A 15,812-nucleotide genomic window follows, 5' to 3' on the forward strand; every position below is an offset into this window, starting at 1 on the left:
CTTGCTAAAACACGATCAGAGGAGAATCGCCATGGCCGGTCACGACGCCCCCTTCTTCATCGAGGACACGGACGAGAGCGAGATTTCCTCCGACGTCGCCGGCCTCGGCAACCTCCTGATGACGACGCATATCCCGCTCAGGGCCGACGGCTCCATCGAGACAGGCGATATCCGCACGCAAAGCACATGCACGCTGGAGAGCCTGAAGACCTCGCTGGAAAAGGCCGGCAGCAGCCTTGCCGACGTGATCCACCTGACGATCTACCTCACCGACATGGCCGAGCGCCCGGTCTTCAACGAGGTCTACTGCGCCTATTTCAAGAAGCCCTATCCGGTGCGCTGCGCGGTCGGCGTCAGCGCGCTCGCCGATCCCGGCATGCGCGTCGAGGTGACGGCGATGGCCGTGCGGCGCCGACCCGCCTGACGGTTTCCTTTGACCCCCATCGCGCGGGCCGCTAGACGGGGCCAGCCGATTTCCGATGGAGGTTCCGATGAGCGATCTTTTCGACGCCGCGCCGCGCACCGGCTCCATGCCGCTTGCCGCCGAACTGCGCCCGGCGACGCTGGACGACGTCATCGGCCAGGAGAAGATCATCGGCCCCGGCACGATGCTGCGCCGGCGCATCGCCGCCGGCCGGCTCGGCAGCATCATCCTCTATGGGCCGCCGGGCCTCGGCAAGACCTCCATCGCCCGGGCCATCGGCACCATGCTCGGCAAGAATTTCCGTCCGCTGCACGCCGCCCACAACAATGTCGCCGACATCCGCAAGATCGCCGACGAGGCGCGCATGCGCCCGACGCTGCTCTTCGCCGACGAGGTGCACCGCTTCAGCGCCACCCAGCAGGACCATCTCCTCGCCCTCTGCGAGGAGGGTGTCGCCGACTTCATCGGCGCGACGACGGGCAATCCCTACCACACGCTCACGCCCGCGCTGATCTCCCGCTCGACGATCCTGAAGCTGGAGCCGTTGAGCATCGAGGAGATGGAGGAGGTGGTGCGGCGCGGCCTTGCCCATCTTACGAACCAGGGCATCGAGGTTCAATTGGAGTCGGAGCAGCTTCGCCGCATCGCCGGCCGCTCCGGGGGCGACGCCCGCCGCGCGCTGACCGTGCTGGAGAGCCTTGCCGTCGGTCATGCGCCGGGAGAGCCGGTCGTCGTGACGGAAGCAATGGTCGAGGAGGCCTACGCGGCCGCGCCCGTCAACCACGACCGCATGGGCGATGCGCATTACGACGTCGTCTCGGCCTTCGTGAAATCCATGCGCGGCTCGGACCCCGACGCCACGCTCTACTGGCTCGCCCGGCTCGTCCATGGCGGCGAGGACCCGCGCTACATCGCCCGGCGCATCATGATCCACGCGTCCGAAGACGTCGGCCTTGCCGACAACACCGCGCTCCAGACGGCCGTGGCGGCGCTGCATGCGGTGGAGAAGATCGGCTATCCCGAAGCGCAGATCGTGCTCGCCCATGCCGCGCTCCACGTCGCCCGCGCGCCGAAATCCAATTCCGCCTGCCGCGGCATCTCGCTGGCGCTCGCCCATGTGGCGGCCGAACCGCCTTCCGCCGTGCCGATGCACTTGCGTGACGCCCACTACAAGGGCGCGGCCGCCCTCGGCCATGTCGGCTATGCCTTCCCGCATGACGACACGCGCGGCTGGAGCGAGCAGGCCTATGCGCCCGACGTGCCGCGCGGCGCCTTCTACCAGAGCGATGCCCGGGATGCGGCGACCTTCGAGCGGCGCGCCGACGAGCACTGGGACGAGGTGACGGGACGTTCGACGCCGCGCCGTTTCCGCAAGCGCTAGGCGAGGCCCGCCCGCACGCGGTTGGCGACGGTCCAGGCAAGCAGCACGCAGGCGATGGGCTGGATGTGCCAGGTCCAGGCCGGCAGCGTGCCGAAGGCGGCGACGAGCGCGCCGAGCGCGCCGAAGAGCAGCGCCCGGTCGCTCTTGCCCATCGGCCCTTCGTAGCTGCGCCCCTTGCCGTGCGCGACGCCAAGCACGCCGGCAAATTCCGTCAACGCCGAGAGGAAGACGACGGCGGAAAGCCACGGCAGCGAGAAGGGCGCGACGAGCGCGAAGGGCGCATAGAGCGCGGCATCGGACACCACGTCGGCAAGCTCGTTGAGATAGCCGCCGAGCGGGCTTTGCTGGCCGTGCTCGCGGGCGAGCATGCCGTCCACGGCGTTGAAGGCCATGCGCAGGAACATCCAGACCGGGACGAGCGCGAAGAGCGCAGGCCGCGGATCGAGCGCGAGAAGCGCGCCGATCCCCAGCGAGACGACCGCCGCGACGATGGTCACCTGGTTGGCGGTGACGCCGAGCGCGGCGAGCCGCCCGACGAGCGGGCGCAGCAGGGACTGGAAGGAGGATTTCAGCTTGTAGATCGACATGAAGGCGCGGTCCGCACGAGTATTCCCCTGAAAAGAAAGCCCAATCGCACGAAAATCAACTGCAAACATGCCCGCTCATCCGTATAGGTGGGGATGACATCGACGCAGAGGGAAGACGGCATGATCGAAACGGCGTTCGCGAGCCATGACGGCGTGGAACTCTTCTACCGCCATTGGCCCGCCCGCTCCGGCACGGCGAAGGGCGCTGTCGTGCTCCTGCATCGCGGCCACGAGCATGGCGGCCGGGTGGCCCATATCGTGGAGGAACTGGGGCTCGACGATTTCGATTTCTATGCCTGGGATGCGCGCGGCCACGGCCGTTCGCCGGGCAAAAGGGGCCATTCGCCGTCCTTCGCCCATTCGGTGCGCGACCTCGACTGTTTCGTGAAGCATATCGTCGAAACCGGGGGCTTCCCGATGGAGCGGATCGCCGTCGTCGCCCAGAGCGTCGGCGCCGTGCTGGCCGCGACCTGGGTGCACGACTACGCGCCTTCCATTCGTGCACTGGTGCTCGCCTCGCCCGCCTTCGACGTGAAGCTCTACGTGCCTTTCGCGAAAGAGGGCATTGCACTCTGGCAGAAGCTGAAAGGCCCGTTCTTCGTCAATTCCTACGTCAAGGCCCGCTTCCTGACGCACGATCCGGCGCGCATCGCCTCGTTCGAGGCCGATCCGCTGATCACCCGTCCCATCGCCTCCAACATCCTGCTGGAACTCTACGAGGCGGCGGGCCGCGTGGTGGCGGATGCCCGTGCCATCACGGTGCCGACGCAGGTCCTCATCTCCGGCAGCGATTTCGTCGTGCGCCATGCGCCGCAGCACCGCTTCTTCGAAAATCTCGGCAGCACGATCAAGGAGCGCCACATCCTGCCCGGCTTCTACCACGACACGCTCGGCGAGCGGGACCGGGCCACGGCGCTGGAGAAGGTGCGGGCCTTCGTCACGGCGCGTTTCGTCGAACCGCCGGTCGTCGCCGACCTGCGGCAGGCGCATCTTTCCGGCGCGACGCGCGACGAGGCCGACCGGCTGGCAAGCCCGCTGCCGCTTCTTTCTCCCCGAGGGCTCTATTGGGCGCTCACGCGGGCCTCGATCCGCCTCGGCGGCCTCATCTCCAAGGGCATCGCCACGGGCCTTCGCACCGGCTTCGATTCCGGCTCGACGCTGGATTATGTCTATGAAGATGAGGCGCGCGGCCTCGGCCCCGGCGGGCGGCTGGTCGACCGGCAGTTCCTGAGCGCCATCGGCTGGCGCGGCATCCGCCAGCGCAAGGTCCATCTGGAAGAACTGATCGGCAGGGCGCTGGCGCGGCTTGCCGGCGAGGGCAGGCCGCTGCGCGTCCTCGACATCGCCGCCGGCCACGGACGCTACGTGCTCGACGCCGTCGCGGCCTCCGCGGCGAAGCCGGAAAGCATCCGCCTGCAGGATTATTCGCCGATCAATGTCGAGAAGGGCACGGCGCTGATCGCCGCGCGCGGCCTGCAATCCGTCGCGTCCTTCCGCCGCGCTGACGCCTTCGACACGGAAGGGCTGGCGCGGATCGATCCCAAGCCGACGCTCGCCATCGTCTCCGGCCTTTACGAGCTCTTCCCGGACAATGCGCTGATCGAGGCCTCGCTTACGGGTCTTGCGCGGGCGATGGAGCCTGGCGCGCTGCTCGTCTATACCGGCCAGCCCTGGCATCCGCAGCTCGAGATGATCGCCCGGGCGCTGACGTCCCATCGCGGCGGGGCGGCATGGATCATGCGGCGACGCAGCCAGCAGGAGATGGACCAGCTCGTTACCGCCGCCGGCTTCCGCAAGATCGAGCAGCGCATCGACAGATGGGGCATCTTCACCGTGTCGCTGGCCGAGCGCGTCTGAGGCCGGCATGGGGGAGGGCGTCGCACCCGTTCCGGTCCTGTCACGTCGCGCCGCCGTACGCGCGGCGGCGCTATGGCTCGCCGTCCTCGGGCCGTTCTTCTATCTTACCTACGGCACGTCGAACTGGCTGGCCTCGCTGCGCACGGACGTGCCGAACCTCGCCTTCGGCTGGGAGCGGCACATTCCCTTCGTTGCCTGGACGATCGTGCCCTACTGGTCGATCAACGTCTTCTACGCGCTTTCGCTCTTCGTTTGCGACACGCCGGAGGAGGTGGGGCGGCTGGCGCGGCGTTATCTTGTCGCGCAGGTGGTCGCCGTTCTCTGCTTCATCGCCTTTCCCCTGCGGGCGATCTTCGTGCGGCCGGAGACGCACGGCGTGCCGGGCTTCCTGTTCGACGTGCTCGGCGGTTTCGACAAACCGTTCAACCAGGCGCCCTCGCTGCATATCGCGCTGCTGGTGATCATCTGGGATCACTGGCGCGGGCGGCTGCGCGGCGCGTGGCGGACCGTCTGGCATGTCTGGTGCTTTCTGATTGGCCTTTCCGTGCTGACCACATGGCAGCACCATGCCATCGATATCCCGACCGGCGCGCTGCTCGGCCTCTTCGCCCTCTGGTTGTTTCCGACCGAAGGCCCCGCGCTGCCGTCCGGCTTTCGCCCGGCCGGGGAGCCGAAGGCCCGGCGGCTTGCCGCCTGCTACGCGGCGGGTGCGGCTATCTTCCTTGCCCTGTCGATAGCCGCCACGCGCATCACCGGCGCCGGCCTTCTCCTCCTCTGGCCGGCGCTTGCGCTGGCCATCGTCGCCTTCGCCTATGCCGGCGGCGGCGCGGACGCGTTCCAGAAACGGCCGGACGGGCGCATCAGCCTTGCAAGCCGCTGGTTGCTGCTGCCTTACCGGCTCGGCGTGCGGCTCAACGTCCTCTGGTGGACGCGGCGGCTACCGGCGGCGGCGGAGATCGCGGACGGCGTCTTCCTCGGCCGCCTGCCGAGGAAGGGCGCGCTTTCCCCCTATGCCGCGGTGATCGACATGATGGCGGAACTGCCGGGCGTGGCGCTGCCCGGCCTTGACTGGCACGCCTTTGCCTCGCTCGACCTGCTGCCGGTTCCCGTGGCGCGTCTCCGCGCGGCGGCCGATGCGCTCGATATCGCTCGCCGCCGCGGTCCCGTTCTTGTCTGCTGCGCGCTCGGCTTCCAGCGCAGCGCCCTCGTCGCCGCCTGCTGGCTGGTGCGGTCGGGGCTGGCCGGGAATGCCGCGGCAGCCGTCGAGCAGGTGAGGGCCGCCGGCCGGCCGGTGCGCCTTTCCCTCGCCGCCCATGCCCTCATCGAGGAGGCCGCGCGATGACGGATTTGTCGGCAATCGTCGCCCGCCTTCGCCGCCACGGCCTTGCAGGCGGGCTTCTCGCGGTGCTGATCCTCGCCGCCGCGCCGCCGACGGCGGGCGCACACGGCTTTGCCGGGCCGCTTGCCTGGGGATTGCTGCTCGCCTTCTGCCTCCTGCCGCTCGCCCTTTCCGTCCATCTCGTCTTCGACGCCGCGCTCTTCCGTCTCGCCGCCTCTTATGGCACAGAAGAAGCGGGCCTTGCCGCGGTGGACGACGTGCTGGCGCGCATGGGCCTTCGCGAAAAGAGCCCCGCACCGGCTCCGCTTGCCGCACGCCTTGCCGGCTGCCGGCGGCTCGTGCGGCTGCAATGGGCCGCGCTCGCCGTCGCCCTTTGCCTCTATGCCGTCCTGCTGCTCGACGCGGCCGGGGGAGGCGGGGCATGACGACGCTGCTGCAACGGGCTTCCGGCGCGGTTCTGGCGGTCCTGTCGCGCGCCGTCACCGGGGTGCGGCCGATCTGGGCCGGCGCGGCGCCGCGCGGCCGCCAGCGCATCTATTTCGCCAACCATGCGAGCCACGGCGACTTCATCCTCGTCTCGACCTGCCTGCCGCCGGCCGAGCGCGCCCGCACCGCCGCCGTCGCCGGCGCGGACTACTGGAATGCCGGCCCCGTGCGCCGTTTCATCGCGGGCCGGCTGCTGCGCACGGTTCTGGTCGAGCGCAACTGGGTGGAGCGTACGGCTGACCCCATGCAGGTCATGCTGAGTGCGCTCGACGCCGGCCAGTCGCTGATCTTCTTTCCGGAGGGCACGCGCAACATGGGCGAGGCGCCGCTGCTGCGCTTCCGCTCGGGCCTCTACAACCTTGCCGCCGCGCGGCCGGACGTCGAGCTCGTGCCCTGCTGGATCGAGAACATGTCGCGCGTCCTGCCGAAGGGCGCGCTGCTGCCCGTGCCGCTGCTCTGCCGCGTCGTCTTCGGCGCGCCGATGGCGCTGGAGGCGGGGGAAGACCGCAAGGCCTTTCTCGAGCGGGCGCGGCAGGCGCTTCTGGCGCTCGCGCCGAAAAGGGATGGAAACGGATGAACGACGACACGACACGCCTCTTCCTCGGCCTCGTCGCCGTGCTTGCGACGGCAAGCTTCGTTGCGGGCGTGCTGTCCTGGCGCGCCGCGAGGCCCCTGCCGTCGACGCTGGAAAACCTCAATGCGCGCATCAAGGCCTGGTGGATCATGGTGGCGGGCATCAGCGTCGCCTTCCTCTTCGGCAAGGGCGGCGTGGTCCTGCTCTTCGCCTTCGTCTCCTTCGCGGCGCTGCGTGAATATGTGACGCTCACCAACACGCGCCGCGCTGACCGCTGGACGCTGCTCGGCATGTTCCTCGTCGTCATCCCGGTGCAGTATTATCTCATCTGGATCGACTGGTACGGGCTCTATTCCATCTTCGTGCCCGTCTACTGCTTCCTGGCCATGCCGGTGCTCACGGCGATCCGGGGCGATACGTCCCATTTCCTCGAAAGGGTGAGCGAGCAGCAATGGGGCATCATGCTCTCGGTCTATTGCATCAGCCATGTGCCGGCGCTGGTGACGCTGCCGATTCCCGGCAACGAGGGCCGGGGCCTGCTGCTCATCGCCTTCCTCATCGCGACGGTGCAGGGCAGCGACGTGCTGCAATATATCTTCGGCAAGCTCTTCGGCCGCCACAAGGTCGCGCCGACCGTCTCGCCGTCGAAGACCTGGGAAGGGCTGATCGGCGGTATCGGGAGCGCCTCGCTGCTCGGCGCGGGCCTCTGGTGGCTGACGCCGTTTTCGCCGGTGGAGGCCGGCACGCTCGCCGCGCTCGCCTCCGTCATGGGCTTCTTCGGCGGCCTCGTCGCCTCGGCGATCAAGCGCGATCGCGGCGTCAAGGACTGGGGGCACATGATCGAGGGCCATGGCGGCATGCTCGACAGGGCCGATAGCCTCGTCTTCGCCGCGCCGGTCTTCTTCCACATCGTGCGCTATGCCTGGACGTGATCTTCACGGATTTGCGCCTGCGCGCGTTGCACTCCGCCGGCCTTTCGGGCATTGATGCCGCGCTGCCGCCATCCGGCAAAACCGTTCCCAGAAGGAGGATTCCATGATCAAGCGTATCGAACCCGGCAAGCGCTTTTGCAAGGCCGTCGTCGTCAACGGCATCGTCACCACCGCGGGCGTCACGGGCGAAGGCGCCGACGCCACGGCGCAGACCCGCGACATCCTCAACCAGATCGATGGCCTGCTTGCCAAAGCCGGCACGTCCAAGGCCAAGCTCCTCAGCGCCAACATCTGGCTGCGCGACATCGCCCATTTCGCCCAGATGAACGACGTGTGGGACAAATGGGTCGACCCGGACAACCTGCCGGTACGCGCCACCGTCGAAGCCCGCCTCGCAACGCCCGAGCTCCTCGTGGAGATCCAGGTGACCGCGCTCGTCTGAGCGGGTCCACGCACGGGAAACGCCGGGAGCACTACCTTCCTCTCCTGCGTCATCCTCAGGCTTGACCCGAGGATCCACGATCCGCGGCGTGCCGTTGGATGGATGGTCGGGTCAAGCCCGACCATGACGACGGAAAGGAGTGTGGCCCGGCTTTTTCGTCAGAGCGTCTTCAGCACATCGGCGAGGTTGTCGACCAGCATGTCGGCGTTCTCGCGCGAGAAGACGAGCGGCGGGCGGATTTTCAGGACGTTCGCCCGCGGGCCGGAGGCGCTGATGAGAATGTGCCGTTCGCGCAGGCCGTTGACGATGCGCGTCGTCAGCGTCGCGTCCGGCGATTTGGCCGCCGGGTCGGCGACGATCTCGACGCCGACGAAGAGGCCGGAGCCGCGCACGTCGCCGATGGCGTGATAGCGGTCGGTAAGGCTTTCGAGCCCCTCCCTGAGGTAGCGGCCGACCTCAAGCGCATTTTCCTGCAGGCCTTCCTCGCGGATCGTGTCCAGCACCGCCTTGCCGGCGGCGGCGGCGACGGGGTTGCCGCCGAAGGTGTTGAAATAGCGGGCGCGTGGGCCGAACTCGGCGACGACTTCCGGCCGCAGCACGATGCCGGCCATGGGATAGCCGTTGCCCATCGGCTTGCCGATCGTCACCATGTCAGGCTGGACGCCGTGGCGCTCGAAACCCCACATCGCTTCGCCCGTGCGCCCGAAGCCGGGCTGCACCTCGTCGGCGACGAAGAGACCGCCGGCCGCATGGATGGCGTCTACCGCGGGCTTGAGGAAGCCTTTCGGGCCGGCGAAGATGCCGTCGCTCGAAAAGATCGTGTCGGTGATCAGCATGGCCGGCTTGATGCCGTGGCGCTTGAGGTCGTCGATAGCCGCCTGAACGTCGCGGCCGAATTTCTCCATCATCACGTCCGGCGCGTGGCGGTAGCTGTCGGGCGCCGGCACGGTGCGCACATGCGGGCCGAGCGTCACGGCCTCGCCGAGCGAGGGGGAGAACTCGGCGACGGCGCTCGTCAGGCCGTGATAGGCAAGGTCCGTGGCGATGATGCCGGTGCCGCCCGTCACGAAGCGGGCGATGCGCACAGCAAGGTCGTTCGCCTCGCTCCCCGTGCAGGTGAACATCGCCTGGCTGAGGGTTTCGGGGAAGGTCGCCGTCAGCGCCTCGGCATAGTCGACGATGCCCTCGTGCAGGTAGCGCGTGTGGGTGTTGAGCACGGCGGTCTGCGCGTTGATGGCCTCCACCACGCGCGGATGGCAATGACCGAGCGAGGCGACGTTGTTGTAGGCGTCGAGATATTTTTCGCCCGCAGCGTCGTAGAGGAAGACGCCTTCGCCGCGCACGAGGTGCAGCGGTTTTTCGTAGAACAGGCGGTAGGCGGGGCCGAGCACCTTTTCCCGGCGGGCGATGAGTGCCCGGTCGGCCTCGCTCAGCCGCTCGAAATCCTCGCGCGAAAATGCATTCACCATCGACATGATCAGGCCTCGGAAAGGTTGGGCACGAGCCGTTTCAGCCCGGCGGGAGTGAGATCGGATATGTTCTGCAAGCCGCGCCAGGAGGTGGCGTGGTTGCGCATGATGTAGTCGCGGTTTTCCGGAAACAGCGCGGAGCGCCATTCGGCGATGACGACCGACATGGTGAGCCGGGCGCGCAGGAGAAGCGGCAGGACCGCGATCTCCTCCGGCGCCAGCGGGCGGGCCGACAGGAAGCCTTCGAGGAAGGCGCTGGCGCGGGCCGCCCAGTCGTCCGTCGCCAGATGATAGGACAGGCCGACGGCAAGGTCGTTGACGAGCGGCGCGTGCACCATGTCGCCGAAGTCGATGATGCCGACCACTTTGCTCGGCTCGGCCGGATCGAGCAGGATGTTGTGCGGATTGAAGTCGTTGTGGATGATCTGCCGGCGCGGCAGGGCGGCAAGGGCGGGCAGGGCGCGCTCGAATTCGGCGAGCACGGCGCCGGTCGCCGCCCGCCGCTCCGGCGCGACGTGGCCGGCGACGGCGACGAGGTCGAGCGTGTGGGAGATGTCCCACATCAGCTTTCCGGCCGGCGGGCGGCCGTCATAGCCTTCGAGGCCAAGCCCGAGCTCGGCGAGCGCCCGGCCGACATTGCGGCTCTGCTTTTCGCCCGGCTGCGTGCGGTATTGCAATTCGCCGGGCAGGAAGGTGAGGAGCCGCATGATGCGCGGGCCGTCGGCGGTGGCGAGCGTGTGGCTCGGCGCGCCGGCACGTGTCGGCACGAGGCGCGGCACGGGCACGGCGGGCGCGGCCGCTTCGAGGTGCAGCAGCGCGCCATCCTGGAATTGCAGCGCCGCCGGGTCCTCGGCGGGATTGGCGATCTTGAGCACGAAGGGCATGCCGTCTTCCCGTGTGAAGAGGAAGGTCTCGTCCCGTTCGCTGGACAGGCGCTTGACGGTGCCGTCGTGCCCATAGACCGCGGCCACGGCGGCGCGCGCGTCGTCGAGCGTCGTCGGGTTCCACGTCGCGGACATGGAATCGGCCGCGCGGGCGGCGGGCGGTGAGTGTGTCATGCTGGCTCCCATGCGCAGGCCGCATCGCCTTTGAACTGCTGCCCGCGAGGGGTCGAAAACGGCCCGCAGACTTGAAACCCGTCAAAAAAGATGCATCAAGTATCGTGTTACTCGATTTTGCGGACCAGTTCCATGCCCGAATTCACGACACTGGACCATGCGAGCCTCAACGGTGCCGTCTACGGCGCGCTGTGCGATGCGCTGATCGAGGGACGCTTCCAGCCGGGCGACCGGCTGAAGATCCGCGACCTTGCCGAGCAGTTCGGCACCTCCGTCACGCCGATCCGCGACGCGATCCTGCGCCTTGCCAACGACGAGGCGATCACCTTCCGCTCGCCGCGCGACATCCGCATCCCCGGCCTCAGCGAGAGCCGCTACATGGAAATCCGCGCGATCCGCATCCGGCTGGAAGGCCTTGCCGCGGAAAAGGCGGCGCAGGTGGCGACGAGCGCGGATATCGAGGCGCTGGAGCGCATTCTGCGGGAAAACGAGGCGGCAATCGCCGCCGGCGACCGGCTGAAGGGCACGCAGCTCAACCAGGCCTTCCACTTCATGCTGCCGCAGATCGCCGGGCTTGCGGTGCTCAACGGCATCCTGCGCCGGCTCTGGCTGCAGATGGGGCCGCATATTTCCGACGCCTATATTCCGGGCGGGCGGGCAATGATCGACCACCACTATCCGGTCGTCGAGGCGCTGAAGCGGCACGATCCGGCCGCCGCCTCCATGGCGATCGTCGACGACATCCTGCTCGGTGGAAAGCCGATCCTCGAACGCATCGAGCGTGGCGAGGAGCGCATCGCGCGTCGGGCCTAGGCTTTTGCGGCGGGAGGCTTGCAATTCGCCGGCCGCTCATTACGATGTATCAAGCATCAAGGAGATCGCCCCGCATGACCGAAGAACGTCGCTACATGTTGCTGACGGGGGCGAGCCGCGGCATCGGCCATGCCACGGTCAAGCTCTTCCAGTCGAAGGGCTGGCGCATCTTCACCGTCTCGCGCCAGGCGTTCTCCGAGGAATGCGCTTGGCCCTCGGCGCGCGAAAGCCACATCCAGGCCGACCTCGCCGACCTTTCGCAGATCGACCGCCTTGCCGCGACGGTGCGCGAGCGCCTGCCGAACGGCCGGCTGCACGCGCTCGTCAACAATGCCGGCATCTCGCCGAAGGGGCCGGACCGCGGCCGGCTCGGCGTGCTGGATACGGACGCCGCCGCCTGGACGCAGGTGCTCAACGTCAACCTCGTCTCCACGGCGCTGATCGCCCGGGCCCTGATGCCGGAACTGGAGGCCGCGAAGGGCTCGATCGTCAACGTCACCTCGATTGCCGGCTCGCGCGTGCATCCCTTTGCGGGCGTCGCCTATGCCGCGTCCAAGGCGGCGCTGGCGGCCTTGACGCGCGAGATGGCGCATGAATTCGGCCGCCGCGGCGTGCGCGCCAATGCCATCGCGCCGGGCGAGATCGAGACCTCGATCCTTTCGCCGGGCACCGACGCGCTGGTGGCGGCGGAAGTGCCGATGGGCCGGCTCGGCGAGCCGCGCGAGGTGGCCGAGACCATCCATTTCCTCTGCACCGAACAGTCGTCCTACATCAACGGCGCGGAAATCCACATCAACGGAGGACAGCACGTCTGATACGGCCGGCACGGAAAATTCCGTTGACCGCAAATGACCGGAGTGCATCAATCGGCCGACGGCCCAGGGGAAAGGGCAGGCGGCAGCCGCAGCGTCGACACGCCAAAGGCGGGGACGGCGGCAGCATATCGTCATCGGAGCCGGATGGCCGGTTCCATCCAAACGAAAAAGGGGAGTGCAATGAAGACAATCTTGAAATCCGGGATCCTCGCTGCCGCCGCGCTCGCGCTTTCGGCAAGCCTTGCGGCGCCGTCCTTCGCGCGGGACCTCACCGTCGTCTCCTGGGGCGGCAACTATCAGGACGCGCAGCGCGAGATCTATTTCAAGCCGTTCGCGGAAAAGACCGGCAAGCCCGTGCTGGACGAGGCCTGGGACGGCGGCATCGGCGTCATCCAGTCCAAGGTGAAGGCCGGCGCGCCGAACTGGGATGCCGTTCAGGTCGAATCCGAGGAACTGGCGCTCGGCTGTGCCGACGGCCTCTACGAGAAGATCGACTGGGACAAGATGGGCGGCAAGGACCGCTTCCTCGACAGCGCGGTCAACGACTGCGGCGTCGGCGCCATCGTCTGGTCGACGGCCATCGCCTATGACGGCGACAAGCTGAAGGAAGGCCCGACCTCCTGGGCGGACTTCTGGAACGTGGAGAAGTTCCCCGGCAAGCGCTCGCTACGCAAGGGCCCGAAGTATACGCTCGAATTCGCGCTGCTTGCCGACGGCGTGCCGAAGGACGAGATCTACGACGTGCTCGGCACGGAGGAGGGCGTCGCCCGCGCCTTCAAGAAGCTCGACGAACTGAAGCCGAACATCGTCTGGTGGGAATCGGGCGCCCAGCCGCTGCAGTTCCTCGCCTCCGGCGAAGTCGCCATGACCTCGGCCTATAACGGCCGCATCACCGGCATCAACCGCACGGAAGGCAAGAACTTCAAGGTCGTCTGGCCGGGCAGCATCTATGCCGTGGATAGCTGGGTCGTGCTGAAGGACGCCGAGAACAAGGACGCCGCGCAGGATTTCATCGCCTTTGCGAGCGAGCCGGACAACCAGGCCAAGCTGCCGGAATTCGTCGCCTACGGCCTGCCGGTCAAGGAAGCCGCCGCCAAGGTGCCGGAAAAGTTCGCCAAGGACCTGCCGACCGATCCCGCCAACATGACGGACGCGATCTCCCTCGACGTCGATTTCTGGATCGACAACGCAGAAACGCTGACGCAGCGCTTCAACGCCTGGCTGGCGCAGTAAAGGGCATCCCGATCCGGGGGCATGCCTCGCCCCCGGTAGCGGGTAAGCCTGCCCCCTCCGTCGTCATCCTCGGGCTTGACCCGAGGATGACGAAAGTGAGGTTTGCGTTCGCCGGCGCGCGAGCTTCCGGCAGCCAGCAGAAGTCATGGAGCATCCTTTGGCCGAATTCATCCGGTTTGACCGCATCACAAAGTTCTACGGCTCGCTCTGCGTGGTGGAGAATCTCGACCTTGGCATCGGCAAGGGCGAGTTCGTCAGCCTGCTCGGCCCGTCCGGCTCGGGCAAGACGACGCTCCTCATGATGCTCGCGGGTTTCGAGCAACCGACCTCCGGCGCCATCCTTCTCGACGGGGCGGCGATCAATGCCGTGCCGACCCACAAGCGCGACATGGGCGTCGTCTTCCAGAGCTATGCGCTCTTCCCGCATATGACAGTGGGCGAGAACGTCGCCTTTCCGCTGCAGATGCGCGGGCTCGGCCGGGCGGAGATTGCCGGGCGCGTCAAGCGGGCGCTCGACATGGTGCAGCTTTCCGCGCTTTCCGAGCGCCGGCCCTCGCAGCTTTCCGGCGGCCAGCAGCAGCGCGTGGCGCTTGCCCGCGCGCTCGTCTTCGAGCCGCGCGTGGTGCTGATGGACGAGCCGCTCGGCGCGCTCGACAAGCAGCTTCGCGAGCAGATGCAGCTCGATATCCGCGATCTCCACCGCCGCCTCGGCCTTACCATCGTCTTCGTCACGCACGACCAGTCCGAGGCGTTGACCATGTCTGACCGGGTCGCCGTCTTCAACAGGGGCAGGATCGAGCAGATCGGCACGCCGCGCCAGGTCTACGACGAGCCGGCGACCCGCTTCGTGGCCGAGTTCATCGGCGAGACCAACCTCGTCGAAGGTGTCGTCGAGGCGGTCGAGGGGGCGGAGGCGACGGTGCGCCTTTCCTCCGGCGCGCGCATCGTCTCGGCCGTTTCCGCGCCCGTCGCCTCGGGCCAGCCGGTCTATCTCTCGATCCGGCCGGAGCGGGTCGATCTCAGCGAGACGCGCGGCGAGGCGCGCAACGTGCTCGAAACGGAGGTCGCCGATTTCGTCTACCAGGGCGATCACCTGCGCGTGCAGCTCCAGAACGACGCCCATCCGCTGATCGCCAAGCTCGGCCGCCGCTCGCGGGAGTTCCCGCCGGGCACCAAGGTCTATGCCGCCTTCTCGGCCGGCGATTGCCGGGTCATCGCGCCATGACGGCGGCCGCGCCCAGGACCGTCCGGTCGCTGCTCCTGCTTGCGCCGCTCCTCGTCTTCCTGCTCGCCTTCTTCGTCTGGCCGCTGTTCAGCATGATGTCGCAGTCGGTGTCCGACACGGCCGTGCTGCGCCTCCTGCCGCGCAGCGCCGAGGTGCTGGCCGGCTGGGACCGCACTTCGCCGCCGACCCTGCCCATGCAGCAGGCGCTGATGGAGGATCTTCGGGCCGTCGACGACGACCAGGCGCTCGGCGACATGGTACGCCGCCTCAACTCCGCCCGCTCTGGCTTCCGCACGCTGATGGGCAAGACGACGAGCGCGCTCGGCGATACCGACAATCCGCCCGCCGACCTCGTTTCCATCGACAAGCGCTGGGGCAAGCCCGAATTCTGGCTCGCCATCGCCGATGCGCTCTCGCCGCTCACAGACCGCAACCTGCTCGCCGCCCTCGACCTCGGCCGCAATGCCGCCGGCGAGATCGAGCACCTGCCGGCCGACCAGTCCGTCAACAGCGTCATCCTCGTGCGCACCTTCTGGATCGCCGCGCTCGTGACGTTCTTCTGCGCGGCGATCGGCTATCCCTATGCCATCATCGCCGCCTCGCTGTCCGGCTGGAAGCGCGACCTGATGCTCGCCGCCGTGCTGCTGCCGCTGTGGACCTCGCTTCTGGTGCGCACGGCCGCCTGGTTCATCCTCCTGCAGGAACAGGGGCTCATCAACGACCTCCTGCGCTGGCTCCACCTCATCGACGCGCCGCTGCCGCTGATCTTCAACCGCACCGGCGTCATCATCGCCATGACCCATGTGCTGCTGCCCTTCATGGTGCTGCCGATCTATTCCGTGCTGATCACCATTCCGAAGAACCTGATGCCGGCGGCCGCCTCGCTCGGCGCGCCGCCGCTGCGGGCCTTCCTGCGCGTGCTGCTGCCGCTCAGCCTGCGCGGCGTCGCCTCGGGTGGCCTGCTCGTCTTCATCTCGGCCATCGGCTACTACATCACGCCCGCGCTGATCGGCGGGCCGGGCGACCAGATGATCTCCTCGATCATCGCCTTCTACGCCACGGGCTCGGCGAACTGGGGCATGGCCGGTGCGCTCGGCGTCGTGCTGCTGGTCGCGACGCTCCTCCTCTATAGCGTCTATGCGCGGCTTTCGGCCGACGAGCCGGGGAGGCGCTGACC

General features: G+C 68.0%; 16 protein-coding genes. 13 read left to right on the forward strand and 3 right to left on the reverse strand.

The annotated features are described in order from the left end of the window. Window positions 1-31 precede the first annotated feature (31 nt). The gene (locus ACZ5TO_RS18450; protein WP_184140804.1) at window positions 32-424 is read left to right on the forward strand and encodes a RidA family protein; all 393 of its coding nucleotides are present in this window, start codon (window positions 32-34) and stop codon (window positions 422-424) included. Window positions 425-491: 67 nt separating this feature from the next. Further along, a complete protein-coding gene (locus tag ACZ5TO_RS18455) occupies window positions 492-1,805 on the forward strand; it encodes a replication-associated recombination protein A (protein WP_464800736.1) in 1,314 nt (437 codons plus the stop codon). Here ACZ5TO_RS18455 and ACZ5TO_RS18460 read toward each other — a convergent pair. Continuing rightward, a complete protein-coding gene (locus ACZ5TO_RS18460) occupies window positions 1,802-2,392 on the reverse strand; it encodes a CDP-alcohol phosphatidyltransferase family protein (RefSeq protein WP_184140808.1) in 591 nt (196 codons plus the stop codon). The two genes, ACZ5TO_RS18455 and ACZ5TO_RS18460, sit on opposite strands and share 4 nt — an antisense overlap. Before the next feature lie 120 nt (window positions 2,393-2,512). Between ACZ5TO_RS18460 and ACZ5TO_RS18465 the strand changes: the two genes are divergently transcribed. The 6 genes from ACZ5TO_RS18465 (at window position 2,513) to ACZ5TO_RS18490 (ending at window position 8,022) form a co-directional block, all read left to right on the forward strand. Then, window positions 2,513-4,249, forward strand: a complete 1,737-nt coding sequence (locus tag ACZ5TO_RS18465) for a bifunctional alpha/beta hydrolase/class I SAM-dependent methyltransferase (protein WP_184140810.1) — start codon at window positions 2,513-2,515, stop codon at window positions 4,247-4,249. Between the two features lie 7 nt (window positions 4,250-4,256). Next, window positions 4,257-5,591 (forward strand): phosphatase PAP2/dual specificity phosphatase family protein, encoded by a 1,335-nt coding sequence (locus tag ACZ5TO_RS18470; RefSeq protein ID WP_184140812.1) that lies wholly within the window; start codon window positions 4,257-4,259, stop codon window positions 5,589-5,591. Then, a complete protein-coding gene (locus ACZ5TO_RS18475; RefSeq protein WP_184140814.1) occupies window positions 5,588-6,013 on the forward strand; it encodes a hypothetical protein in 426 nt (141 codons plus the stop codon). Before ACZ5TO_RS18470 ends, ACZ5TO_RS18475 begins: the two co-directional genes overlap by 4 nt. Next, entirely contained in the window at window positions 6,010-6,651 is a 642-nt protein-coding gene (locus tag ACZ5TO_RS18480; RefSeq protein WP_464800737.1) for a lysophospholipid acyltransferase family protein, read from the forward strand. Before ACZ5TO_RS18475 ends, ACZ5TO_RS18480 begins: the two co-directional genes overlap by 4 nt. Then, window positions 6,648-7,580, forward strand: a complete 933-nt coding sequence (locus ACZ5TO_RS18485) for a phosphatidate cytidylyltransferase (protein ID WP_464800738.1) — start codon at window positions 6,648-6,650, stop codon at window positions 7,578-7,580. Before ACZ5TO_RS18480 ends, ACZ5TO_RS18485 begins: the two co-directional genes overlap by 4 nt. A 103-nt stretch (window positions 7,581-7,683) precedes the next feature. Then, a complete protein-coding gene (locus ACZ5TO_RS18490; protein WP_184140821.1) occupies window positions 7,684-8,022 on the forward strand; it encodes a RidA family protein in 339 nt (112 codons plus the stop codon). A gap of 158 nt (window positions 8,023-8,180) precedes the next feature. On the opposite strand, the gene ACZ5TO_RS18495 is transcribed toward ACZ5TO_RS18490, so the two are convergent. Together ACZ5TO_RS18495 and ACZ5TO_RS18500 are read right to left on the reverse strand one after the other, a co-directional pair. Continuing rightward, a complete protein-coding gene (locus ACZ5TO_RS18495) occupies window positions 8,181-9,497 on the reverse strand; it encodes an aspartate aminotransferase family protein (RefSeq protein ID WP_464800739.1) in 1,317 nt (438 codons plus the stop codon). A 2-nt stretch (window positions 9,498-9,499) separates the two neighbouring features. Next, window positions 9,500-10,549, reverse strand: coding sequence for a phosphotransferase (locus ACZ5TO_RS18500; RefSeq protein WP_464800740.1), 1,050 nt, complete (start codon window positions 10,547-10,549; stop codon window positions 9,500-9,502). A gap of 132 nt (window positions 10,550-10,681) precedes the next feature. On the opposite strand from ACZ5TO_RS18500, the gene ACZ5TO_RS18505 reads away from it, so the two are divergent. From ACZ5TO_RS18505 to ACZ5TO_RS18525, 5 genes are all read left to right on the forward strand, one after another. Next, window positions 10,682-11,362, forward strand: coding sequence for a GntR family transcriptional regulator (locus ACZ5TO_RS18505; protein WP_464800741.1), 681 nt, complete (start codon window positions 10,682-10,684; stop codon window positions 11,360-11,362). A gap of 74 nt (window positions 11,363-11,436) precedes the next feature. Next, window positions 11,437-12,177 carry an SDR family NAD(P)-dependent oxidoreductase gene (locus ACZ5TO_RS18510; RefSeq protein ID WP_464800742.1) on the forward strand — a complete coding sequence of 247 codons (741 nt, stop codon included), beginning with the start codon at window positions 11,437-11,439 and terminating at the stop codon, window positions 12,175-12,177. Window positions 12,178-12,357: 180 nt separating this feature from the next. Then, a complete protein-coding gene (locus ACZ5TO_RS18515; RefSeq protein ID WP_184140831.1) occupies window positions 12,358-13,410 on the forward strand; it encodes an ABC transporter substrate-binding protein in 1,053 nt (350 codons plus the stop codon). 145 nt (window positions 13,411-13,555) lie between these two features. Next, window positions 13,556-14,635 carry an ABC transporter ATP-binding protein gene (locus ACZ5TO_RS18520; protein ID WP_464800743.1) on the forward strand — a complete coding sequence of 360 codons (1,080 nt, stop codon included), beginning with the start codon at window positions 13,556-13,558 and terminating at the stop codon, window positions 14,633-14,635. Beyond that, a complete protein-coding gene (locus ACZ5TO_RS18525; RefSeq protein WP_464800744.1) occupies window positions 14,632-15,810 on the forward strand; it encodes an ABC transporter permease in 1,179 nt (392 codons plus the stop codon). Before ACZ5TO_RS18520 ends, ACZ5TO_RS18525 begins: the two co-directional genes overlap by 4 nt. Window positions 15,811-15,812 lie beyond the last annotated feature (2 nt).

The sequence above is a fragment of the Shinella sp. Sh6 genome, from assembly GCF_055392685.1.